The sequence below is a fragment of the Sphaerisporangium dianthi genome (assembly GCF_042654065.1).
Classification (GTDB): domain Bacteria; phylum Actinomycetota; class Actinomycetes; order Streptosporangiales; family Streptosporangiaceae; genus Sphaerisporangium; species Sphaerisporangium dianthi.
This window is the reverse complement of sequence record NZ_JBHSFP010000009.1, coordinates 194,080-215,624: the sequence shown is the minus strand read 5'-3', so window position 1 is coordinate 215,624 and position 21,545 is coordinate 194,080. Positions and strand designations below refer to the sequence as shown.

Genomic DNA, 21,545 nt, shown 5'->3' with positions numbered 1-21,545 from the left:
CGAAGCGGCATCGACCGAGGTCGCAGGCTTGTACGGCATCGTAAGACGTGTTCTCTGTCCGGGTATGGGAGTGCAAAGGATCACTTAATGGCACCAATCCCAATGAAATGATGGCAAGACGGACGTCAGTCAGTAAGGCTCGACAACTACGTCCTGATTTTGCGCGGGACGTGAGTCCATGGACGCCGAGCTGGTCAAAGGAGGACGAGTGTCGGTGGCTCGTTCGGACTCCGGGTTCTCGCCGGACGTCGCGGCGGCGCTGAACCAGGCTGACCGGGGAATTCGCATGCGGATGGGCAACCATCACGCGCTCTTCGACTACTGGCGCTTCGCCATGAGCACCATTTGCAGCGTGGACGCCTTCTATGTGGGGTTCTACCGGGAGGGGCGCAGGATCGTCTACCCGTACACCTACGACGACACGATCGCCGTCAAGAGGTACATGCCTCCCGAGGTCTTCGGGTACGGGCCGACGGGGCAGGCCGCGTGGATTCTGAAGCACAGGCGCCCGTACACCTACGACAGCGACGGGGGCATGCTCCTGCACCACGGCGTCGCCTTCGGTGACGAGCAGCGGACGTCGGCCGACGCCATCACGATCCCCATGTTCGGCACGCGCGACGGTGAGCAGGTGGTGATCGGCCTCGCGTCCATCCAGACGTACAAGAGCCACGCCTACACCGATGAGCACGTGCGGGCCTTCGAGTGGACGGCGCGGTCGGTGGCGACCGTGCTCAGGCGCGAACGGGAGGACGAGCTCAACCGGGAGGAACTGGCCGTCCCGGCGCACCGTTCGGAGAACGACCAGCCCTCGGTCGTCGAGGTGGTGCAGGACGTCGCGGCCATCCTCGCCGACCTGCACACCAAGATCTGCGACATCGAGGAGGCCGTCCCCATCGGGGAACAGGGCCTGGTGCGTCTGGTCAGAGAGCTGCGCTATCAATGTGAGCGGGGAATGACCGAGACCATGGACATCATCGCGCGGCCGTCGGTCCACGCGGAGAACCTGCTCAACTCGCTCTCGTCCAAGGAGCGGGAGATCGCCTTGCTGATCGCCCGCGGCGGCATGACGAACAAGGAGATCGCCGCCAGGATTTTCGTCACCGAGTCCACCATCAAAGGGCACGTATCCCGCATATTGCGCAAGCTCGGCGTCGAGCAGCGGTCGGGCATCGCGGCGAAGCTGCAGCAATTCTTCGACTAGTTTCCCTGTCCCCGGCGAAGAACGCCCTGCCTCGCCCGCTCCCGCCGCGGGCGGCTCGCGGGGGATTCGCCGGGCTGCTGCCGGCCATTGTGGTCACCCATTGTTCACGCGGCTTCACTCAGCGAGCCCGGGCAGTACTTAGTACTGCGGGACCCTCCCGGAAAACCCGTCCCGGTGGGTGGCGCTATGTGCGATCGGTGCGGATATCGTCCTTATGTCAAGAGGGAGGGGTTTGTCGGTACCTGGCGGCATTCCGGCCGTCGACACGGGGGGAGACGGGTCGACGTCGCCGGTAGTACCGGCAGAGGCGAGGAGCAGGCTATGGAGGGGTTGACCATCGCCATCCTCGGGATCACGCTGCTGTCCGGAGTCGTCTATTCGTGGATGAACCGCCGGGCGAACGACGCGCTCGTGTCGCTCGCCGGCGATTTTCCGCTGACTCCGGAGGAGGCCGCTCAGATCGCGATGGAGGCTGGTCTGACATGGCGGGAGAGGGCGACCGGTAGGACTGTGCCCGTGATGCGCAGTGGGAACGTGCTGAAGGTGGAGATCGGATGCAGGGCAGGGGTGATGTCGTTCGAGGTCCGCGAGACGCCGACGGGTAGCCGGGTCACCGGCCGGGCCGAGGAGGTCACGGTCGTCCGGATGCCGGAGCTGGGAGGGCTCGGCGTGTCGTCGACGAACGTGCTGTACATGAGGGCGGGAATGCCGAGAAACCCCGCACGGCTGCTCCGGCGGCGCGAGCGGGTGTTCCTCGCGCTCGCGTACGAGGCGCGCTACGGCGGCCTGGCCGTCGGCGCCGGCGAGCGCGGACAGTGGGTGGACGCCGGTCGCGGCCGGTGCGAGGCACTGCCGCAACCCTGAAAGAGCGCGCGGGTCCTTCCCGTCGCCGGGTGGGCGGCGACGGGGAGGACCCGCGTCGACCGGTCGCCGCCCAGCCGGCGGCAGCGGGTCAGTCTCGGACGATGTGGACGTCCACCACAGCAGACCGGCCCGCCTCGACGGCCTCGAGACCACGCCGGAGGGCGGGCAGGAGGTCCGCCCGGTCGGTGACGGTCTCCCCGTGCGCGTGGCAGGCACGGGCGACGGCCGCGAAGTCGGGCGGCGCGCTGAAGCGCGTCCCCTCGGCGTCTCCGCGCGTCGCCGACACCCCTTCGGGGAACAGCTCGAAGACCGGCAGCCTGCTGGCGCGGTAGCCGTCGTTGTTCAGCACGACGGCCATGATGGGCGCGCCCGCCTCGGCCGCCAGGCACAGCGCCGCCGTCGGCACGCCGAACATGAAGCTGCCGTCTCCCACCACGGTGACCACCCGGCGCCCCGGCGAGGCCAGGCTGACGCCGACCGCCCCTCCGAGTCCCCAGCCCAGGCCGGGGGACCCGGTGCCGTACATGCTGGCGGCCTCGGTGCGGCTGAGGTTCTCGTGCAGCGCGCGGGCGTTGGTGACCGATTCCTCGATGACCAGGTCATCGGCGCGCAGCACCGCGCTCAGCGCGGTGACGACCTCGGCCCCGGTCATCGGCCCCGTCCCGGGCTCGGCCTCGGCGGCGCCGGCGCCGCTCGCGGCCGGCGACGGGACCGCCGCGTCCGTCGCGGGCGCGCTGTGGCCCATCTCCTCCAGCCGGTCGGCGATCTGCCCCAGGGCCGTGGCGCCGTCGGCGGTCACCGCGACGTCCACCGGGAAGGTCCACATCGGCATGTCGGTCTTGAGAGGGTCGAGATCGATGTGGACGACGGTCGCGCCGTCCCGGGGGTGGGTGAACCTCGGGATCCACGGCACGTCCGCGTCCACGGCGATGATCAGATCCGATTCCTCGACGGCGCGCTGGGCGTCCGCCGCCGACAGCAGGTTCATCGGATGCGACGTCGAGATGTTGACGCAGCCGCTCTCGGCGAGGTCGACGACCCGGACCCCCAGGTCCGCCAGGCGCGTGACCGCGTGGAACCCTTCAGGCTTGCGGCCGACCTTCGCCGTGATGAGCAGCGGACGTTCGGCGCCCGCCACCCGCTCGGCGATCCAGCGCACGGTCTCGGGGGCGGCCGCGGGCGGGAGGGGGACGGCGTAGCCGGTGGTGCGTCCCAGGTCGGCCGCGGGCGGGTCCATGAGGACATCCCGGGACACCATGAGGTAGGAGGGACCGGGCACGCCGCCCGTCGCCACCTGCACCGCGCGGCCGATGGCCCGGGCCAGCATGCTCGGACGGGTGATCTCCGTGACCCACTTGGCGTACCCGCGGACGGTTCCCGCCTGGTCGGCGACGTCCTGCTGCCAGTGGATGGTGTGGGAACGCCCGCCGGGTGCGCCGGGCTCCTCCGCGTACGGCGTCTTGCCCGCGATGACGACCACTCCGGCCCGGTCGCGCAGCATGTTGTGCATCATGGCGCCGAGGTTCTGCGTGCCGACGTCCACGTGGACGAACACCGCCTGCGGACGGCGGGTCACCTGCCAGTAGCCGTGCGCCGCGGCCAGCGCGACCGACTCGAACGAGCAGATGATGACCTTGGGGGTGGGCGCGCCCGCCTTGGCCAGCGTGGCGATCGCCTCCTGCAGAGGAGCGGAGTCCGTGCCGGGGTTGAGGAAGAGGTGCTCGACACCGTGCTCGGCGAGCAGCCACAGCAGGTGCTCGGCGGTGGTCGCCGGCTGGAAGTCGTCCACGCGGTATCTCCTGACATAACTGACATAGGGGCATTTATCGCGTTCAATCTGCGTCGCCTGTCGAGCGTAGAAGATCGGCGCCCGCGTCGTCTCCCTCCCCGTCTCGGGAATCGAGCCGGAGAGGCGCTGCGAGCATGCGGCGGCTGTACCCGCTCACCACCGGAGTGGTGACGCGGCGCGTGAGACGGATCGGCTCCGATGCGGCCGTTGTCCGCACCCGGCGGCGGCGCGACGGTGATCGGCGGCCCCCTGCCGATCACGCGCCGCCGGTCAGCGGGAGACGTTCCTGCCCTTGTCCCGTCTCTCCGAGAGCCGCACGGCCACGAACGTCACCACGGCCAGCACGACGGCTCCCAGCACGACCTTCGACAAGATGCCCGCATAGCGTTCGACCAGCGACCAGCTCTCACCCAACTGGTATCCGGCCAGGACGAAGACCGAGTTCCAGATGAGGCTTCCCAAGGTGGTGAAGGTGACGAAGGTGGGGAGTGACATCCGCTCCACCCCGGCGGGCACCGAGATCAGGCTCCGGAAGATCGGGATCATCCTCCCGAAGAACACCGTCTTCGCCCCATGCTTGAGGAACCACGCCTCGGCCTTCTCGACGTCGGCCGCCTTCACCAGGGGCAGGCGCGAGGCGATCGCCAGCATGCGCTTTCGCCCGAGTGCGGCCCCGACGCCGTACAGCGACAGTGCGCCGATCACCGAGCCGAGCGTGGTCCAGAGCAGCGCGTCGAAAAGGCTCATCTCCCCCCTGCTCGCGGTGAACCCGGCGAGCGGCAGGATCACCTCGCTCGGCAGCGGGGGGAAGAGATTCTCCAGCGCGATGGCCAGGCCGGCACCCGGAGCTCCAAGTTGCTCCATCATCTTGATCGCCCATCCGGCGACTCCGTCAACGGTCGTGTCCATGACCAACACGCTATTCAAGATCGGGCATTTCGTGACATCGGCATCGACATCGTCGGGCGGTGGACGGGACACCGCGGGCGCGCCCTGTGGAAAACCGCCTCCCGAAGCCCCCTCTCTCCTTCTGTTAGAGGCGTTGTCCACAGGGCAGAGGTCGGCCTGCTCATCGCGGAGATCAGGTCTTTAGTCTCAAGGACACGATTCGAGGGGCCCGGCCGGATACGGCAGGGGTGACGGGTCGTGTCGAGCCAGTCGGATGGGGTGGACAAGTGGTGATCGCGTGTTGCTCGGCCGCTGGAGGGGGCCGATGAGCCGGCCGTTCAGCGGCGCCGCGCGCCTGACGTGGCGCTGGCCGGTGATGGGCGTCGCGCTGCTCGCGATGGCACCCGCCCTGTGGGTCACAGCGACGAGCCCGCGTGCCGCGGCGGCCGCCCGCGGAGAGCCCGCGGTGGAGGAGGGGGCCTGTCCGGTGCCCGTGCCGCCGGGTACGCGCTGCGGCTTCCTCGTGGTGCCCGAGCGCAGGGACGTGGCGGGCAGCCGGAAGATCCGCGTGGGGTACGCCGTCCACCGCTCCACGGCGGCCGACCGCAAGCCCGATCCCGTCGTCTACACCAGTGGCGGTCCCGCTTCGGCGTCGATCCAGCTCACCGGCCGGCTGACCGATCTGCCCCTCGGCCGCGACCGTGATGTCGTCGTGCTGGAGCAGCGCGGCAGCCGTTGGTCGCGGCCTCGCCTCGACTGCCCCGAGATCGCCCGGGCCCTCCTCGACACCTTGGGCATGCCCGGCGGGCCCGACGACCCGGCTGAACGCAGGCGCATGGCCTCCGGCGCCGTCGCCTGCCGTGACCGGCTCACCGGGCAGGGCGTCGACCTGCGCGGCTACGTGACCTCCGAGATCGCCGCCGACGTCGTCGACCTGCGGCACGCGCTGGGATACGACCGCTGGAACCTGTTCGGCGTCAGCTATTCGACCCGCTCCATGCTCGCGGCGGCCCGGGCCGACCCTCAGGGCACGCGGTCGGTCGTCCTCGATTCCTTCCTCCCGCCGCTGACCCGCCGGTACGACGAGGCGGCCGCCGATCTCGCGAGCTCTCTGCAGTCGCTCGCCCGCCAATGGCCGGGGCTGCCCAGGCGCTTCGCGGCGATGGTCCGGCGTCTGAACGAGCGGCCGGCGGAGGTCCGCACGACCGATCCGCTCAACGGCCGCCCGTTCACCGCCCGGCTGACCGGCGACGACGTGGCCACCATCCTGGGCGAGGCGATGCACGAGGTGGACGTCCTCCCGGTCGTGCCCGCGCTCGTGGACGCGGTGGCAGGCGGCGACGACCGCCCGTTGCGGGTGCTGGCCGACCAGGCCGGCGGTGAGCTGGTGTCACGCGACTTCGGTCTCTTCTACGCGGTCATGTGCCAGGACGAGGCCCCCTTCAACGGCTTCCCGGGCGAAGCGCGCCCGCGCCTGTTCACGGTCGTGGCCGACAAGGCGGTCTGCGACGCCTGGGGCCTGCCCGCCTCCACGTCCGCGACCGCCACACGGGGCGCGGCACCGCGACAGCCCGCCGGCCCTCCTCCCGCCCCGCCGGTCACCGCGACCGATACTCCGGTGCCGTCTCCGTCGGCCGCCGCGACCGGTGCTTCCGCGGCGTCTCCGTCGGTCACCGCGACCGGTGCTCCGGCGCAGTCTCCGTCGGCCGCCGCGACGGGTGCTCCGGTGCCGTCTCCGCCCGCTGTCGCCGGCGGCGGCGACGCTGCGGGCGCGGGGGGATCCGCGAGCATGCCGGTGCTGGTGGTGGGGGGTCAGTACGATCCCGCGACGCCGGTCGCGAAGGCCAGGGCCGCGGCGCAGGCGCTGCCCGGCGCGCGGTTCGTCGAGTTCGCGGGAGTCGGGCACGCCGTCTTCCTGTCGAGCCGGTGCGGGCGGCAGACCATCTCGGCGTTCGTGGCCGACCCTTCCGCGGCGGCGCCCTGCGATCCACGCAAGGCTTCCTACCAGATCTGGCGTCCGGGGGACTTCCACGTCACCTCGGTCGTCCAACGGCTGAGCACGGGCGCCTGGTGGCTGCTCATCCCCTTCGCGCTGTTCCTCGTGACGTCGATCGGTCAGCTCGCGGCGGGGTCGCGGGCGCTGGTCAGGCAGAGCGCCGCCGGCAGGGTCTCCTCGGTCGTGGCCCTCACGACGGTCGCCGGCTTCGCCGGGGTCACCTTCACCTTGCTGACCGTGGTCGGCCTCTACGGCGCCGCGGTGACCAACGAGACCGCGCTCGGCGTCGGCGTCCCCTCGGCCGTCCTGTGGTACGGCACCGTGGCCGCGATGTCGGCCGCGCTGAGCGTGGCGGCGCTGCTCCGCAGCCGCCTCCACTGGCAGACCGCCGCGCCGGTTGCCGCCGCCGTCACCTTGCTCCTGTGGTGGTTCCTGTACCTGTGACCATCACCGGGGCCCGCTCTCGCCCGAGTGGCCACATGGCCTGATGGCCTGATGGCCTGTTCGTACGGAGGACAGGGGCGGCGTCAGGGGAGAGTGAGGATCTCGCTGCCGGTGTCGGTGACCACGATCGTGTGCTCGAACTGGGCGGTGCGCTTGCGGTCTTTGGTGACGGCGGTCCAGCCGTCGGGCCACAGGTCGTACTCGATGGTGCCCAGGGTGAGCATGGGCTCGATGGTGAAGGTCATGCCGGGCACCAGCGCGACCGACAACGACGGGTCGTCATAGTGGGGGACGATCAGACCGGAGTGGAAGGAGGTCGAGATGCCGTGCCCGGTGAAGTCGCGCACTACGCCATAGCCGAAGCGCTTGGCGTACGCCGAGATCACCCGTCCGACGATATTGAGCTGGCGCCCCGGGGCCACGGCCTTGATCGCCCGCATCATCGCCTCGCGCGTGCGCTCGACCAGCAGGCGCGACTCCTCGTCCACCTCGCCCACCAGGTAGGTCGCGTCGGTGTCGCCGTGCACGCCACCGATGTAGGCGGTGATGTCGATGTTGACGATGTCGCCGTCGTTGAGGACGGTGTCGTCGGGGATGCCATGGCAGATCACCTCGTTGATCGAGGTGCACAGCGACTTGGGATAGCCGCGGTAGCCGAGCGTCGAGGGGTAGGCGTCGTGGTCGCAGAGGAACTCGTGCCCGATGCGGTCGAGTTCGTCGGTGGTCACGCCGGGAGCGATGTGCCGGCCGACCTCCTCCAGCGCCTGGGCGGCGATGCGCCCGGCGACGCGCATGCGCTCGATCGTCTCGGGCGTCTGCACGTCGGACTCACCCCGGCGGGGCGTCTTTCGGCCGACATACTCCGGGCGCTCGATGTGGGCGGGGACCTTGCGGGTGGGCGAGAGCCGTCCTGGCTGGAGCAGTGTCGTCATGCGCCAAGTCTAGTTCGGCGGCAAGCGGGCAGGATCTGCCTGACGACGAGCGCGTCTGACGTTCTGCGGGCATCGTCATAGGTCATCCGGTGAGGCAAGGAGGGCACATGAGCGCCGACCAGTGGTGGTTCTGCCTGAAGCACATGGCGGTCGAGCCGGACGAGGGTTGTCCGAACAAGGACCGCATGGGGCCCTACGCGACGCGTGAGGAGGCGGCGGCGGCGCTGCAGACGGCCGCCGCGCGCAACAAGAGCTGGCAGGCCGCCGACAAAGAGTGGGACGGAGACTAGACCTGGCGCTTCCAAGGCCGCGCGACCACGAGCCGCCAGACGGCGAGGATGCCGATGCCGCACCAGACGAGGTTGAGCAGGGCCGACGGCCATGCGAGATGAGCGGCAGAGTTGATCATCAAGGCGATCGCTCCGCCGAGGTTGAGCAACTGGTAGGCGAGGCTGTCGCCGGACATCTTCCGCATCGACAGCATGGCGTACGCGTAGAGCAGCACCCCGGCGCCCAGCATGCCCAGGATGTCGATCAGTTGCGGCACCGCCTCATGCCCCAGGGGGAACCGTGGGCCGCCAGGAAGGCGACGAACACCACGAGAGATGGCGACATCCAGAGATTTCAGGCGTGGGTGAATGCGGTGCCAATCGGTTCCCCCTTTGTGGACGTGCCGGCGGTCAGCGACGGGGCGAGCCACGCACAGCGGCCACGGCGTCTCCCCAGTTCACACCGCCTAGCCGGTGCTGTCCGCCAGGCTACCTCGCCGCCGGCCGCCCTCGCGGCGCGCCTTGGCCGGGGATGCGACCTGGAGGAGCAGGCTTCAGAAGCGAGCGGAACCGCGTCCTCTCCAGACATACGTTTTGCTCCCCATGTCCGCTGACCGCGTCTCTCGCCGGGAGGAATGGCCGCTCGCGGAGCCGTGGGCTCAGTCGGAGACGCGGGGACCGGTGATGCGCTCGGCGAGGCGGGCCAGACGGTCGATCAGCCTGCCGCTCGAGCGCTGCCCTTCTCCCGCGGCCATGCTGACCAGATGCTGCGCGGCGTCGAAGGTGAACAGCCCGTCCTGGAAGGGCACGGCGAGCGCGTCATGGGCGAGGCCTTCCAGCTCGGGGTCGCCGCCGTCCAGGGCGAGGATCGTCGCACCCGTGCGCCGGGCGTCGTCGACGCGTTCGAGCAGCGGCACGGGCGCCTTGTCCTCGGCGACGACGAACAGGGTCTCGCCCCGGCGCGCGGCCTCGATGCGGTCGATGCCGACGGCGAGGTGGGGCGCGGCGTCCGGAGGCGGCGACCAGCGCACCAGAGTGGGAGCGAGCTGCGCGAGCCCGGACATGCGCGCCTCGTCGTCGAGGTGGGCGGCGAGGTGCCACGGCTCGACGCGCGGGGTGCCGACCAGCAGCAGCCCGCCGGGCGTGCGGGTCGAGCGGAGAGAGGCTCCGAGCTCCCGGGTGCGCTCGACCCAGCGGGTCGTGGAGAGCACCTCGCGCAGGAAGGCCACCGACGCAGCGTCCATGGCCACCATGGTGCATCATCGCCCCCGCCGCCGTCCCGGATACGAACACCTGGCATGATCGGAAGAGTCGTGCGCGCAACGAGGAGATCAGCCACATCATGAGCGATGTACTACCGGACGTCGGCGGCCTGTCGGTGGGGATCCTCGGTGGCACCGGGGACCAGGGCAAGGGCCTCGCCCGCCGGTTCGCCCTGGCGGGACACTCCGTCCTGATCGGGTCGCGCAGCGCCGCCCGAGCCCAGGAGGCCGCCGACAGCCTCGGCGCCGGGCTCCCGGTCCGCGGCGCGGACAACGCGAGCGTCGCCGCGGAGGCCGACGTCGTCATCGTGGCGGTGCCGTGGGACGGGCACCGGTCCATCCTCGCGTCACTGAGCGCGGAGCTGACAGGCAAGATCGTCGTCGACTGCGTCAACCCGCTGGGGTTCGACAAGCAGGGGGCCTTCGCCCTGGACGTCGAGGAGGGCAGCGCCGCGCAGCAGGCCGCGGCGGTCCTGCCCGGCAGCCGCGTCGTCGCCGCCTTCCACCACATCTCGGCCGTGCTGCTGCTCGACCCGGCCGTGGCCGAGATCGATCTCGACGTGCTGGTGCTCGGCGACGACCGCGAGGCGACCGACACGGTGCAGGCGCTGGCGTCGCGCATCCCCGGCGCGCGCGGCGTGTACGGAGGGCGGTTGCGCAACGCCCGGCAGATCGAGGCGTTGACGGCCAACCTCATCTCGATCAACCGCCGCTACAAGGCCCACGCGGGCCTGCGCGTCACCGACGTCTGAGTCGCCGCGTCTCGCTCGCCCGGCCGGGATATCCGGTGTCAAGCAGGACGAACGTGGCATCGGATCTGACAAAGCGGGGCATTTGCGTTCATTCTTGACAGCATGAGCTCCTTGCATCCGGAAACCCGTGCCGTCCACCTGCCCAGTCCGCCGTTGAACGGCAGCACGCCGATCGCGGTGCCGCTGTACCAGACCTCGGGGTTCGTCTTCGACGATCCCGCCGTCTTCGCCGACGGCATGGGCCGCCCCGACGGCGCCTTCGTGTACGGGCGCCTGAGCAATCCCACCGTGCGCGCCTTGGAGGACGCCGTCGCCGACCTGGAGGGCGGCGTCGCGGCCGTGACCGCGGGCTCCGGCATGGGAGCGATCAATACCGTGCTGTTCGGGCTGGTCCGGTCCGGTGACCATGTGATCGCCCAGGCGGCCCTGTACGGCGCCACCGCCGCCGCGCTCACCGATCTTGAGAATCGGTTCGGCGTCTCGGTGACCTATGTCCCGCAGGACGACCCGGCGGCGGCGCGCGAGGCGGTCCGGCCGGAGACCAAGCTGCTGTACCTGGAGAGCATCGCCAACCCGATGACCCAGGTGGCCGACCTGCCCGGCATGTGCGCCGTGGCCCGCGAGGCGGGGCTGATCTCGGTGGTAGACAACACCTTCGCCTCGCCGGTGCTGTGCCGGCCGCTGGAGCACGGCGCCGACATCGTCGTCCACTCCATGACGAAGTACTTGAGCGGGCACAGCGACGTGCTGGGCGGGATCGCCGTCTTCGCCGACGACGCGCTCCACCGGAAGGTCTGGGCATACGCCAACACGCTGGGCGCGACCCTCGATCCCTTCGCCGCCTGGCTGACCCTGCGGGGCATGCAGACCCTCCCGCTGCGCATGGCCCGCCACTGCGACAACACCCGCCTGCTCGCGACCCGGCTGGCCGGGCATCCGGCCGTCGACGCCGTCCACTGGCCGGGCCTGTCCTCGCATCCGTCGTTCGGCCTGGCGGCCAAGCTGCTGCCCGACTTCGGGGCCGTGTTCTCCTTCGACCTCGCCGGCGGCCGCGCGGCCGGCGAGAGGTTCATGAGCTCGGTGCGGCTGGCGCTGCTCGCCCCCTCGCTCGGCGGCGTCGAGACGCTGATCCTGCATCCGGCCACGACCTCGCACCGCTCGCTGACGGCGGAGGAACTGGCGCGGTCGGGCATCAGCGAGGGCACCGTGCGCGTGGCGGTCGGCATCGAGCACCCCGAGGACCTGTGGGCCGACTTCGTCCAGGCCCTCGAAGCGTGAGACCCGCCGGCTCCGCGGCGTCCGGCCGGGGACCGTACCCGGCCGGGCGAGCCGGGTACGGGTGAGCCGGAAGGTCAGCGGTAGCTGTGCTCGGGGGCGGGGAAGACCCCGGAGACGACCTCGTCGGCGAACGCGCGGACCGCGTGGTCCATCTCGCCGGCCAGGTCGAAGTACTTCTTGACGAACTTCGCCGGCCGCTGGGTGAGACCCATGAGGTCCTGCCAGACGAGCACCTGGGCGTCGCACGACGGGCCCGCGCCGATGCCGATGGTGGGGATCGACAGGGCCGCGGTCACCCGCGCGGCCAGGTCGGCCGGGACGCATTCGAGCACGACGGCGAACGCGCCCGCGTGCTCCAGCGCCTTGGCGTCGGCCATCAGCTCCTCGCCGGACTCGCCGCGTCCCTGAACGCGGTATCCGCCGAACGCGTTGACCGACTGCGGGGTCAGGCCGAGGTGGGCCATCACCGGAATGCCGGCCGAGACCAGCGTCTCGACCTGGGGGAGCACCCGGCGGCCGCCCTCGAGCTTGACCGCGTGGGCGCCGGCCTCCTTGAGGAACCGCGCCGCGGATTCCAGGGCCTGCTGCGGAGACGACTGGTAGGAGCCGAACGGCAGGTCGGCGACCACCATCGCGCGCGAGGACCCGCGGACGACCGCCGCCGTGAGCGGGATCAGGTCGTCGACGGAGACGGGAAGCGTCGAGTCGTAGCCGTAGACCACCATCGCGGCCGAGTCGCCCACCAGCATGACGGGAATGCCGGCTTCGTCGAACACTCTTGCGGTCATCGCGTCGTAGGCGGTGACCATCGGCCACTTCTCGCCGCGCTCCTTGGCGGCCGAGATGTCGCGGACGGTCACCCTGCGCCCGGCTTGGCCGCCATAAAGCGTGGTCGGCGAGCCGGCAATGCGTGACGTAGAGGACATCGTAGATCCCTCCAAGCCTCGAGGCGCCCTTGTGGCGTCCCCGGACGGTCAGATCATCGCATGTCTGACCACCATGGCAACACCCGGGGAGACCCCCCTCATCCCCCCACCTCGGGCCGCCTGCCCCGTATCCGTACAGGACGTTCCCGGCGTGCCCCGGCGGAGCGTTCCGGCATCTCAGGAGGTCGCCTCGGCCCGGGAGCAGCGCTTCGCGACCTGTCCCCGCGGGCCGTGGGGCGAGGGCTTTCCGGCGCCCGGGTATCGAAACGAGACGGTTGCGTATCGAATCTAGAAGCGCTACGGTTGCGTAGCGAAACTCGATCGTATCGAAATGTATGACAGGTATTCCTGGGGGAAGAAGTGGAACAACCGACAGGTCACCCACGTCGGTGGCAGATCCTCGGCGTCATGGTGTTCAGCCTGCTGGCGATCGTTCTGGACAACACGATCCTGAACGTCGCGCTCAAGGTCATCTCCGACCCGGTAGGGGGCCTCGGCGCGACGCAGAGCGAGCTCGAGTGGGCCATCAACTCCTACACGCTGGTCTTCGCCGGCCTGCTGTTCACCTTCGGCGTGCTGGGTGACCGTTTCGGGCGCAAGCGCATGCTGCAGATCGGCATGGTGCTGTTCGGCCTGGCGTCACTGGCGAGCGCCTACTCGCAGGATCCGACGCAACTGATCTTCGCGAGGGCCGCGATGGGCCTCGGCGGCGCCGCCGTCATGCCGGCCACGCTGGCGATCATCTCCAGCGTCTTCGCTCCGCAGGAGCGCGCCAAGGCGATCGGCATCTGGGCCGGCGGCGTCGGGCTGGCCATCGCCATCGGCCCGATCACCGGCGGACTGCTGCTCGAGCACTTCTGGTGGGGCTCGGTGTTCCTGATCAACGTGCCGGTGGTGCTCATCAGCTCGGTGCTGATCGCCATCCTGGTGCCCGAATCGAAGAACCCCGACAAGGCCCAGCTCGACCCGGTCGGCGTGCTGCTGTCGATCATCGGCCTGGTCGGCGTCGTCTACGGCATCATCAAGGGCGGCGAACTCGGCACCGTCACCAGCCCCGAGGTGTGGGCGCCCGGCCTCGCCGGCGTCGCGGTGCTGGCCGCCTTCGTCTGGCACGAGCGCAGGACGGCCCATCCGGCCTTCGACGTGCGTTACTTCGCCATCCCCAGGTTCTCCACGGCCGTCGCCAGCGTCGGCCTGGTGTTCTTCGCGATGATGGGCGTGATGTTCTTCCTGGCGTTCTACCTGCAGATCGTCAGGGGATACAGCCCGTTGCAGGCCGGCGCTCTCGTGCTCCCGTTCGCGGCGGCGCAGCTGATCTTCTCGCCGCTCAGCGCCCAGATGGTCCGCAGGTTCGGCGGCAAGGTCGTCGCCACCGTCAGCCTGGTCGTCGTGGCGGGCGCCCTGGCGGGCTACGCCTTCCTGCAGGTCGACACCCCGATCTGGATGTTCGAGGTGCTCGGCTTCATCCAGGGCGCTGCCATGGCGAACATCAACCCGCCGGCCACCGAGGCCGTCATGTCCTCCCTGCCCCGCGAGAAGGCCGGCGTCGGCTCGGCGATGACCAACACGGTCCGGCAGGTGGGCGGCGCGCTCGGCGTCGCCATCCTCGGCTCGCTGCTGTCGGCCAGCTACCGCGACAACATGGCCGGATCGCTGTCGGCGCTGCCGCCGGACGTGCGGCACGCGGCCGGCGAGTCGATCACGGCCACCATCGGCGTCGCCCAGTCGCTCGGCCCCAACGGCGCCGCGCTCATCGAGCCGGCCAAGCGGGCGTTCGTGGACGGCATGCACGTGACCGCGATCTGCGGCGCGGTCGTCGCCCTCATCGGCGCCGCGGTGGTCGCCAAGTGGCTCCCCGGGAAGAACGCCGCCACCACCCCAGTGGCTCGACCGGAAAGCAAGGAAGCGGCAGTAGTGTGATCTGACCATGGCGACTGAGCAGACGGGGACGGTGCGCACGCCCGGCCGTCCCCGAAGCGAGAAGGCGGAGAAGGCGATCATCGATGCCGCGATCGACATGATCGCCGAAGGCACCGGTGTCGCCGAGCTGTCCATCGAGGCGATCGCCGGACGGGCCGGGGTCGGCAAGACCACCATCTACCGGCGCTGGTCCAACAAAGAGGAACTCGTCGTCGACGCGCTCGCCAGCCTGAAGGCTCCGATACCGGAGCTGCCGGGCTGGTCGGTGCGCGACGACGTCATCCGCTATCTGTCGGTGATGCAGCAGGAGAGCCGCCACCCGCGAACCCGCTGCATCATGAACATCGCGCTGAGCGAGTCCGAGCGGTTCCCGCACCTGGCCGAGCGTTTCCGCGAGATCGTGATACGGCCCAGGCGGGAGGTCCTGCGGGCGGTCCTCCAGCGGGGTGTCGCGTCCGGTGAACTGCGCTCAGACGTGGACGTCGAGGTGACGATGGCGGCGCTCTCCGGAGCGATGATGTTCTTCACCAAGTGGCGCGACAACGACGACGAGCTTCCCGCCGACCTCGCCGAACGCATCACCGACCTCATCCTCTCGGGCCTGCACGCCTGAGAGGAGCCCCTGGCCCCGCCCTCCTTGACATCCCGCCCCGCACTCCTGAGAGCATTCGGTCCGCATTTCCGAGAGCGTCTGACCCGCGCTTTCGAGAGCACCTGGCGGGCTCAGGAATCGGCCGTCTCGCGCCAGCGGTTGGTGATGGGGAGGCGGCGATCACGGCCGAAGTTCTTCGGAGTGATCTTGGGGCCCGGGGGATACTGCCGGCGCTTGTACTCGGCGAGGTCGACCAGCCGGATGATCCTGGCCACCAGCTCGGGGTCGTGCCCGGCGGCGACCAGCTCGCCCTTGCCCATGTCGTGCTCGACGTAGTCGGCGAGCAGCCGGTCGAGCACGTCATAGGGCGGCAGGGAATCGGTGTCCCGCTGACCGGGACGCAGCTCGGCGCTCGGCTCCTTGGTGATGGAGTTCTCGGGGATGGGCGGCGCGTCGAAGCGGTGCAGCAGCTCGCTCTCGCGGCCGGCCTGCGCGTTACGCCATCTCGACAGCTGCCACACCGTCGTCTTGAGCACATCCTTGATCGGGGCGAAACCGCCCGCCGAGTCGCCGTAGAGCGTGGAGTAGCCGGTGGCCAGCTCGCTCTTGTTGCCCGTGGTCAGCACCAGGTGGCCGTGCTCGTTGGACAGGCCCATCAGCAGCATGCCCCGCACGCGCGCCTGGAGGTTCTCGGCGGCCAGGCCGCTGAGGTCGATCTGCTTCTCGAAGGCGTCGACGATGTCCTCGATCGGGACGAGGCGGGAGTTCAGCCCCTGCCGCTCGACGAGGTCGCGCGCGTCGCTCACCGAGTGGTCGGAGGAGTGCCGTGACGGCATCAGCACGACGTGGACCCGCTCGGGGCCGACGGCGTCGGCGGCGATGGTGGCGGTCAGCGCCGAGTCGATGCCCCCGGACAGACCGAGGATGACCGATCGGAAGCCGTTCTTGGTGAAGTAGTCGCGCACACCGAGGACCAGCGCGGAGTAGACCTCCTCCAGATCGTCCAGGTGAGGGGCGACCGCCGGCGGCTCGGGCGTGTAGGCGGGCAGCGGGTCGTCCGACAGCCGCAGCCGCTCGACCGTGATCGTGGTGCCGTCACCGGCGTCCACAGGGAAGGACCCGAAGGTGGCGAGCGGATCGGCGAGCGGCAGCTCAAGGTCGGTGACCAGGAGTTCCTCGCGGAACTGGCCCGCTCGCGCGACCAGCTCGCCCGCCGCGTCCACCACGATGGAGTCGCCGTCGAAGATCAGCTCATCCTGGCCGCCGACCTGGTTGGCGTAGGCCAGGGCGCACCCGGCCTCCCGCGCGCGGTTCACGCACAGCGACAGCCGCACGTCGTCCTTCTCTCGCTCGTACGGCGAGGCGTTGGGGACCACGAGCAGGCCGGCGCCCGCCCGCGCGACCGCGGCGACCGGGCCGCCGTCCTGCCACAGGTCTTCGCAGACGGCGATCGCCACGTCCACGCCGTGCAGCCGGAAGATCGGCAGCCGGTCACCGCGGATGAAATAGCGGTATTCGTCGAAGACGCCGTAGTTGGGCAGGTGGTGCTTGGCGGTCTTGGTGACGACGCGGCCACGGTGGAGCAGCGCGGCGGCGTCCAGCGGCGCGCCCTTCGGCTGCCCGGCGCGCGGTGTGACCCCTGAACGGTCGACGTACCCGACGACCACCGGCAGCTCGCCGAGGCCCTCGTCGGCCAGCCGCGCGGCGGCCGCCGAGAGCGTCGCGATGGAGGCGTCGACGAAGGACGTGCGCAGCACGAGGTCCTCGACGGGATAACCGGTCAGGAACATCTCGGTGAACACGACCAGATGCGCGCCGCGATCTGCGGATCGCCGCGTCCACTCGACGAGTTTGCCGGCGTTGGCGGAAAGATCGCCCACCGACGGGTTGGTCTGGGCGAGGGCTATTCGCAGTTGAGGCACGGTCCCCACTTTACGTGTGGCGGCACCGCGGCGAATGAGCCGGACCGCCCCCTGTGGACGGCCGTGCGCGCCGCGCGCGCCGGGCCGATCCGCGCCCGGGGACAGGTTCCCGGGCCGCGGTCCTGAACTAGGTTCCGGCGGGCCGGGCCGCGGCGACGTCCGCGACGGCGGCGACGGCGGCGCGGCGGCGGATGGCCGGGCCGATCGCCAGCTGCCCGATCGCGGCCAGCAGTCCGAGCGCTCCGACCGTGATCCACAGCGCGGCCTGGCCGATGGTCAGCAGACGGGTGCCGATCAGCGGGGCCAGCAGCCCGCCGGCCGACCAGGCGAATCCGGCAAGGCCGCTGTAGCGCCCGCGCAGATGCGGCGGAGCCAGCATCGCGACGACCGTGCCCGCCATGCCCGCGGTGATCACCTCGCCCAGCGTCCAGATCGCGACGGTGACCGCGTACCCGGCGGGGGTCGAGACGAAGGCCGTGAGCGCGAACCCGAGCGCGCACACCGCCATGCCCAGCGCCAGCGTCCCGCTGACGTCGCGCTTGGCCAGCCAGTGCCCGACCAGCGGCTGGACCACCACGATGAGCAGGCCGTTCACCGCCATCGCGAACCCGTACGCGGAGGCCGGGAGCCCCGAGGCGGTGACCGCCAGGGGCAGCGTCGTGTACGCCTGGAGGTACACGAACGTGTACAGCAGGGTCAGGGCGACATAGGTCACCATCAGCCGGTCCTTCAGCACGTCGCCGAAGCCGCCGCCCTCCCGCGTCCTGCGCGGCCGGGTCTCGGGCACGGCCCGCCACACCAGCACGCCGAAGATCAGCGAGGTGATCGCGTCGATCCAGAACAGCCACACGAAACCCGACCTGACCAGCATGCCGCCCGCGACCATCGCCACCGCGAAGCCGAGGTTGATCGCCCAGAAGATCAGCCCGAACGCGCGCGGCCGGTCGTGCGCCGGGATCAGGTCGGCGATCAGTGCCTGGGAGGCCGGGCGGTAGGCGTCCACGACGACGCCCAGCACCGCCATCGCGGCGATGATCGCCGGCAGCGAGGTGCTGTAGCCAAGGGCGATCATGGTGAACGCCGTGGCCACCATGCCGCCGGTCAGCGTCGCGCGCCGGCCCACGTGGTCGGCCAGCCAGCCCGCGACGAGCTGCGACATCAGGGAGCCGATGCCGAAGACCGCCAGCACCATGCCGGCCGCGGCGAGGGACAGCCCGCGGGACTGGGTCAGATAGATGCCGATGAAGGGCTCGACCATGGTGCCGAGCCGGTTGATGAAGGTGCCGCCGAAGAGCACCCAGAAGGCACGGGGAAACCCGCCGATCCTCGATCGGAGGAGGGACGGCTTGTCGACGATAACGCTGGTCACGCCACCAACCTTTGGACATCGTCCGCCGGCCGTGCCAATCTTTTAGCCGGCGCTAAAACATCGCGGGGAAGATCGGACGCCAAGGGGCGCGGCCCCGCGCGGGCACGTGGCCGGCGCTGGACATCGGTGAAGGGCGGGGGCCCGGTGGGCGTGGAGTGGCGGTTCGAGGCCGACGACCTGGCCCGTCTGCGGTTCGCCTTCTCGCCGCTCTGGGAGCTCGTCGCCAGTTTGCGCGTCCTGCGCGCCCCCGCGCGCCACTCGGTGCACCTCCCGTGGCTGCGTGCCGTCGTGCCGCGCCTCGGCGACCTCGACCTGTCCGAGCTGTTCGCCCTGGCGCCCACCTACGGCTACATCGCCGACTTCCTCACCCCGCCGCCGGACACGCCGCTCCCCGACTTCGCCGCCGAGCTGGCCCGCGTGCGGGACACGCCGGCCGGCAATGCCGCGGAGGAGGCCGCACGGGTCCGGACCCCCGACGAGGGCGCCATCGGCCGGTTCCAGGCAGACCCGGCGGCCGGGGTCCGGCGGGTGGCCGACACCCTCGCCGCGTACTGGGAGATCGCCATGGCCGAGTTCTGGCCGCGCGTGTACGGGCTGCTGGAGGCCGACCTCATGTGGCGCACCCGGCGGCTGACCGCGGGAGGGGCCCAGCAGTTGTTCGCCGACCTGCACCCCTCGGTCCGGTGGGAGGGCGACCGGCTCATCACCGCCCGCCACTGGTGTCACACCGGCGCCCTGGGCGGGGACGGCCTGCTCCTGGTGCCGAGCGCCTTCCGCTGGCCCGACACCGCCATCATCACCGAGCCCTACCAGCCGATGCTCGTCTACCCGGCGCGCGGGGTCGGCACGCTGTGGGAGGCGGGGCCGCCCCCGGCGCCCGGCGCGCTGGCGGCGCTCATCGGCAAGACCCGCGCCCAGCTGCTGCTCTCACTGCGCCACCCCGCCTCGACCACGGCCCTTGCCAGGCGGATGTCCCTCACACCCGGCGCGGTCTCACAGCATCTGTCGGTCCTCAGCGCCAGCGGCCTGGTCGTGCGCAGGCGCCTCGGACGAGAAGTGCTCTACCGCCGCACCCCCACCGGCGACACTCTCGCCAGCGCCCCCTGACCGGGTGCGGCGGGGTCTAGGCCGCCGCCCGGGACGAAACCGGGTTCCCCCGAAGACGCCACCGAAGCGACCGCGACGATGGCTGGAGCGGCCTCGCCACCGCCCCTGACCGGTGGCGCGGCGGGGTCCGGGCCGCTGCCCGGACGAAACCGGGAGTTCGCCCGGGGACACCGCCGAAGCGACCGCGACGAGAGCGGCTCGGCTGGAGGACGGGAGCGACCTCCAGCCGAAGGCGGGGGATCAGCAGAAGCTCAGCAGAAGAAGGGGCGGACGGAGGGGAGGGCGGTGAGCGGGGCGCGGCCGGCCGCGGGACTCGAGCCGCCGGGGTAGACGTCGAGGGTGCCCCGGGCGGCGCCGTTCTCGCGCCCCGGCCCGTCGGCCACGGCCCGTGAGGACTCTCCGCCGTCGCCGGGCATCCCCCCGGAGGCCGTGCCGCCGGGCCGCCCGGCGGCTCCGGCGATGGGCGCCGTACCGCCCGGGCGAGGATCCGCCGGACGGGCGCCCGGGGGCCCGGGGGCATCAGAGGAGGCGTCCGGCCGGGGACCGCCGCCGGAGGTTCCCTCCGGAGAGGGTCTCACCCCTGGGCCGGGGAGGCCCCCCGGGCGGACCTCCTCGGTTTCTCCGTTTCGGGTCCCCCCGTTCGGGGCCGAGCCGTGCGAGGTCGAGCCGTTCGCCGTCGTTCCGTTTCCGGGCGTCCGCCCCCCGGGCGCACCGCTCCCCGTCGTGCCGTCACCAGGAGGGACGTTCGCGGTCGTGCCGTCCTCCGGGCGGGCGCGATCGGCGGGGACGCCGGCGGACGGCCCGCCGGTGTCCCCGCCGCCGCCATGCCGGGACCCCGCCCCGGACGGCCCTGGGCCGCCGGAAGGGGCGAAGGCGCCCCGCGGCGGGACCGCGGCGGACGACGAGGCGTCGCCACCCTCGTGAGATGGCCCGCCCGCCCTGCGCGCGGGCATGTTGCCCGCCGTGCGCCGCGCCGCGGCCCCCCACGTGGACGGAGCGGGGGAGGAGGACGACGGGGCGTACAGCCGGCGCGTGGTGCGCTGCAGGCCGCCGGGCGACAGGTGGATGCCGGTCGCGACCAGCCGCTGCCCGTACACGTCGGTGATGCGGACGCTGTACGGGCCGGCCCCCGCCCCGTCGCCGGCCACCCAATAGTTGTCGGACGCGCGGGACAGGTCGCGCCAGAGGCCGCCGCGGAGGATCTGCAGCCGGCGCAGGGGGTTGCCGTGGTCGACGGCCTGGATGGCCAGCCAGTCGGCGGAGGACCCCCGCTTGAGGCGGAAGGCGACGGGCCTGGCGACCTCGGGATTGCGCACCCGGTGATAGTCGACCGGCACGACGCCGTGGCCGGGAGCGGCGATGCGGGCGAACGCGGGGCGGCTGAGGTCGAGCTCTCCGGCCGCGCACGACCGGCACTCGTCGACGACCTGGACGCGGACGATGCCGCGCGGGCCGGTGACGTCGAGATACGCCCCGCAGGCCGCCGAGCCGGCGTACTCCGCGGGGGAGACCGCGGCGACAAGGTCGCCCTGCACGGCCCCAGTGAGCGAGCAGTCGCCGCTGAGCGTGCGCAGCAGGCCCGCCGGCCGGTCGGGGCCCGGCGCCGCGGCGGCGCAGGCGGCGTTGCGGCCGGCCTGGGCGCCGAGCGCCACCATCGTGAGCGCGCTGCCCATCGCCAGCGCCCACATCAGCCGCTGCCAGCCCGCCGCCCGCGGGAGACGCGGCGCGTCGTGCCGCGTCGCCCTCGCCTTCTCATGGGCGGCCTTCACCCAGGGCCGTGGCCGTCGTCTCAGGGGCGCGGGCCTGGCGTGCCGCCGATCCGCCTCCATGTGCGCTCTCCTCGCCGGAAGTCGGGCCTTGACGAATGCGGAACGGCACCATGCTGTCACATTAAGCAACCGCCGGCTGCTCTTGTCTCGTGTCCGGTGTGGAATGCCGATCGCAGGGCATTCGGTGACCGAGATGCGCGAAGCCCATCGAGGGTGGACGCGGCGCCGACTCCACAGGTGGAGTCGCGAGGCGTCGAGAAGG

The 21,545-nt window shown here is 71.3% G+C and carries 18 protein-coding genes; 9 read left to right on the top strand and 9 right to left on the bottom strand.

The genetic code is table 11. The features are described from left to right. Positions 1-214: 214 nt before the first annotated feature. Entirely contained in the window at positions 215-1,204 is a 990-nt protein-coding gene (locus tag ACFO60_RS16275; RefSeq protein ID WP_380841120.1) for a LuxR C-terminal-related transcriptional regulator, read from the top strand. 330 nt (positions 1,205-1,534) lie between these two features. Next, positions 1,535-2,068: a hypothetical protein gene (locus ACFO60_RS16270; protein WP_380841119.1), complete on the top strand. Its 534-nt coding sequence runs from the start codon at positions 1,535-1,537 to the stop codon at positions 2,066-2,068. Between the two features lie 88 nt (positions 2,069-2,156). Here ACFO60_RS16270 and ACFO60_RS16265 read toward each other — a convergent pair whose 3' ends face one another. Together ACFO60_RS16265 and ACFO60_RS16260 are read right to left on the bottom strand one after the other, a co-directional pair. Beyond that, the gene (locus tag ACFO60_RS16265; protein ID WP_380841118.1) at positions 2,157-3,857 is read right to left on the bottom strand and encodes a thiamine pyrophosphate-requiring protein; all 1,701 of its coding nucleotides are present in this window, start codon (positions 3,855-3,857) and stop codon (positions 2,157-2,159) included. A gap of 270 nt (positions 3,858-4,127) precedes the next feature. Next, complete coding sequence (locus ACFO60_RS16260; RefSeq protein ID WP_380841117.1) at positions 4,128-4,766, bottom strand: DedA family protein; 639 nt, start codon at positions 4,764-4,766, stop codon at positions 4,128-4,130. Between the two features lie 304 nt (positions 4,767-5,070). On the opposite strand from ACFO60_RS16260, the gene ACFO60_RS16255 reads away from it, so the two are divergent. Then, positions 5,071-7,185, top strand: a complete 2,115-nt coding sequence (locus ACFO60_RS16255) for an alpha/beta hydrolase (RefSeq protein WP_380841115.1) — start codon at positions 5,071-5,073, stop codon at positions 7,183-7,185. An 83-nt stretch (positions 7,186-7,268) separates the two neighbouring features. Here ACFO60_RS16255 and map read toward each other — a convergent pair whose 3' ends face one another. Continuing rightward, complete coding sequence (map, locus tag ACFO60_RS16250; protein WP_380841114.1) at positions 7,269-8,117, bottom strand: type I methionyl aminopeptidase; 849 nt, start codon at positions 8,115-8,117, stop codon at positions 7,269-7,271. Between the two features lie 107 nt (positions 8,118-8,224). On the opposite strand from map, the gene ACFO60_RS16245 reads away from it, so the two are divergent. Beyond that, positions 8,225-8,407 (top strand): hypothetical protein, encoded by a 183-nt coding sequence (locus ACFO60_RS16245; protein ID WP_380841113.1) that lies wholly within the window; start codon positions 8,225-8,227, stop codon positions 8,405-8,407. Here the strand turns inward: ACFO60_RS16245 and ACFO60_RS16240 are convergent. Next, positions 8,404-8,664, bottom strand: a complete 261-nt coding sequence (locus tag ACFO60_RS16240; RefSeq protein WP_380841112.1) for a CBU_0592 family membrane protein — start codon at positions 8,662-8,664, stop codon at positions 8,404-8,406. The two genes, ACFO60_RS16245 and ACFO60_RS16240, sit on opposite strands and share 4 nt — an antisense overlap. Before the next feature lie 381 nt (positions 8,665-9,045). Then, the gene (locus ACFO60_RS16235) at positions 9,046-9,630 is read right to left on the bottom strand and encodes a hypothetical protein (RefSeq protein WP_380841111.1); all 585 of its coding nucleotides are present in this window, start codon (positions 9,628-9,630) and stop codon (positions 9,046-9,048) included. A 98-nt stretch (positions 9,631-9,728) separates the two neighbouring features. Between ACFO60_RS16235 and npdG the strand changes: the two genes are divergently transcribed. Together npdG and ACFO60_RS16225 are read left to right on the top strand one after the other, a co-directional pair. Further along, a complete protein-coding gene (gene npdG, locus ACFO60_RS16230; RefSeq protein WP_380841110.1) occupies positions 9,729-10,400 on the top strand; it encodes an NADPH-dependent F420 reductase in 672 nt (223 codons plus the stop codon). Between the two features lie 102 nt (positions 10,401-10,502). Further along, positions 10,503-11,678, top strand: coding sequence for a trans-sulfuration enzyme family protein (locus ACFO60_RS16225; protein WP_380841109.1), 1,176 nt, complete (start codon positions 10,503-10,505; stop codon positions 11,676-11,678). Positions 11,679-11,752: 74 nt separating this feature from the next. Here the strand turns inward: ACFO60_RS16225 and panB are convergent, their stop codons facing one another. Continuing rightward, positions 11,753-12,604 carry a 3-methyl-2-oxobutanoate hydroxymethyltransferase gene (gene panB, locus ACFO60_RS16220; protein ID WP_380841107.1) on the bottom strand — a complete coding sequence of 284 codons (852 nt, stop codon included), beginning with the start codon at positions 12,602-12,604 and terminating at the stop codon, positions 11,753-11,755. A 408-nt stretch (positions 12,605-13,012) separates the two neighbouring features. Here panB and ACFO60_RS16215 point away from each other — a divergent pair, with 408 nt between their 5' ends. Both ACFO60_RS16215 and ACFO60_RS16210 read left to right on the top strand, forming a co-directional pair. Continuing rightward, a complete protein-coding gene (locus ACFO60_RS16215) occupies positions 13,013-14,524 on the top strand; it encodes an MFS transporter (RefSeq protein ID WP_380841105.1) in 1,512 nt (503 codons plus the stop codon). Between the two features lie 7 nt (positions 14,525-14,531). Continuing rightward, a complete protein-coding gene (locus tag ACFO60_RS16210) occupies positions 14,532-15,137 on the top strand; it encodes a TetR/AcrR family transcriptional regulator (protein ID WP_380841104.1) in 606 nt (201 codons plus the stop codon). Between the two features lie 110 nt (positions 15,138-15,247). Here ACFO60_RS16210 and ACFO60_RS16205 read toward each other — a convergent pair whose 3' ends face one another. Together ACFO60_RS16205 and ACFO60_RS16200 are read right to left on the bottom strand one after the other, a co-directional pair. Then, positions 15,248-17,038 (bottom strand): NAD+ synthase, encoded by a 1,791-nt coding sequence (locus tag ACFO60_RS16205; RefSeq protein ID WP_380841103.1) that lies wholly within the window; start codon positions 17,036-17,038, stop codon positions 15,248-15,250. Between the two features lie 127 nt (positions 17,039-17,165). Continuing rightward, entirely contained in the window at positions 17,166-18,407 is a 1,242-nt protein-coding gene (locus ACFO60_RS16200; protein WP_380841102.1) for an MDR family MFS transporter, read from the bottom strand. A gap of 144 nt (positions 18,408-18,551) precedes the next feature. Here ACFO60_RS16200 and ACFO60_RS16195 point away from each other — a divergent pair, with 144 nt between their 5' ends. After that, positions 18,552-19,514 (top strand): ArsR/SmtB family transcription factor, encoded by a 963-nt coding sequence (locus tag ACFO60_RS16195; RefSeq protein ID WP_380841101.1) that lies wholly within the window; start codon positions 18,552-18,554, stop codon positions 19,512-19,514. A gap of 251 nt (positions 19,515-19,765) precedes the next feature. On the opposite strand, the gene ACFO60_RS16190 is transcribed toward ACFO60_RS16195, so the two are convergent. Then, on the bottom strand, positions 19,766-21,343 hold the full coding sequence (locus tag ACFO60_RS16190) for an expansin EXLX1 family cellulose-binding protein (protein WP_380841100.1): 1,578 nt from the start codon (positions 21,341-21,343) through the stop codon (positions 19,766-19,768). Positions 21,344-21,545 lie beyond the last annotated feature (202 nt).

Coding starts and splice junctions, on each gene's coding strand:
- ACFO60_RS16260 (WP_380841117.1), bottom strand. CDS start 4,766: ATGGACACGACCGTTGACGGAGTCGCCGGATGGGCGATCAAGATGATG.
- ACFO60_RS16255 (WP_380841115.1), top strand. CDS start 5,071: ATGAGCCGGCCGTTCAGCGGCGCCGCGCGCCTGACGTGGCGCTGGCCG.
- map (WP_380841114.1), bottom strand. CDS start 8,117: ATGACGACACTGCTCCAGCCAGGACGGCTCTCGCCCACCCGCAAGGTC.
- ACFO60_RS16245 (WP_380841113.1), top strand. CDS start 8,225: ATGAGCGCCGACCAGTGGTGGTTCTGCCTGAAGCACATGGCGGTCGAG.
- ACFO60_RS16235 (WP_380841111.1), bottom strand. CDS start 9,630: ATGGACGCTGCGTCGGTGGCCTTCCTGCGCGAGGTGCTCTCCACGACC.
- npdG (WP_380841110.1), top strand. CDS start 9,729: ATGAGCGATGTACTACCGGACGTCGGCGGCCTGTCGGTGGGGATCCTC.
- ACFO60_RS16225 (WP_380841109.1), top strand. CDS start 10,503: ATGAGCTCCTTGCATCCGGAAACCCGTGCCGTCCACCTGCCCAGTCCG.
- panB (WP_380841107.1), bottom strand. CDS start 12,604: ATGTCCTCTACGTCACGCATTGCCGGCTCGCCGACCACGCTTTATGGC.
- ACFO60_RS16215 (WP_380841105.1), top strand. CDS start 13,013: ATGGTGTTCAGCCTGCTGGCGATCGTTCTGGACAACACGATCCTGAAC.
- ACFO60_RS16210 (WP_380841104.1), top strand. CDS start 14,532: ATGGCGACTGAGCAGACGGGGACGGTGCGCACGCCCGGCCGTCCCCGA.
- ACFO60_RS16190 (WP_380841100.1), bottom strand. CDS start 21,343: ATGGAGGCGGATCGGCGGCACGCCAGGCCCGCGCCCCTGAGACGACGG.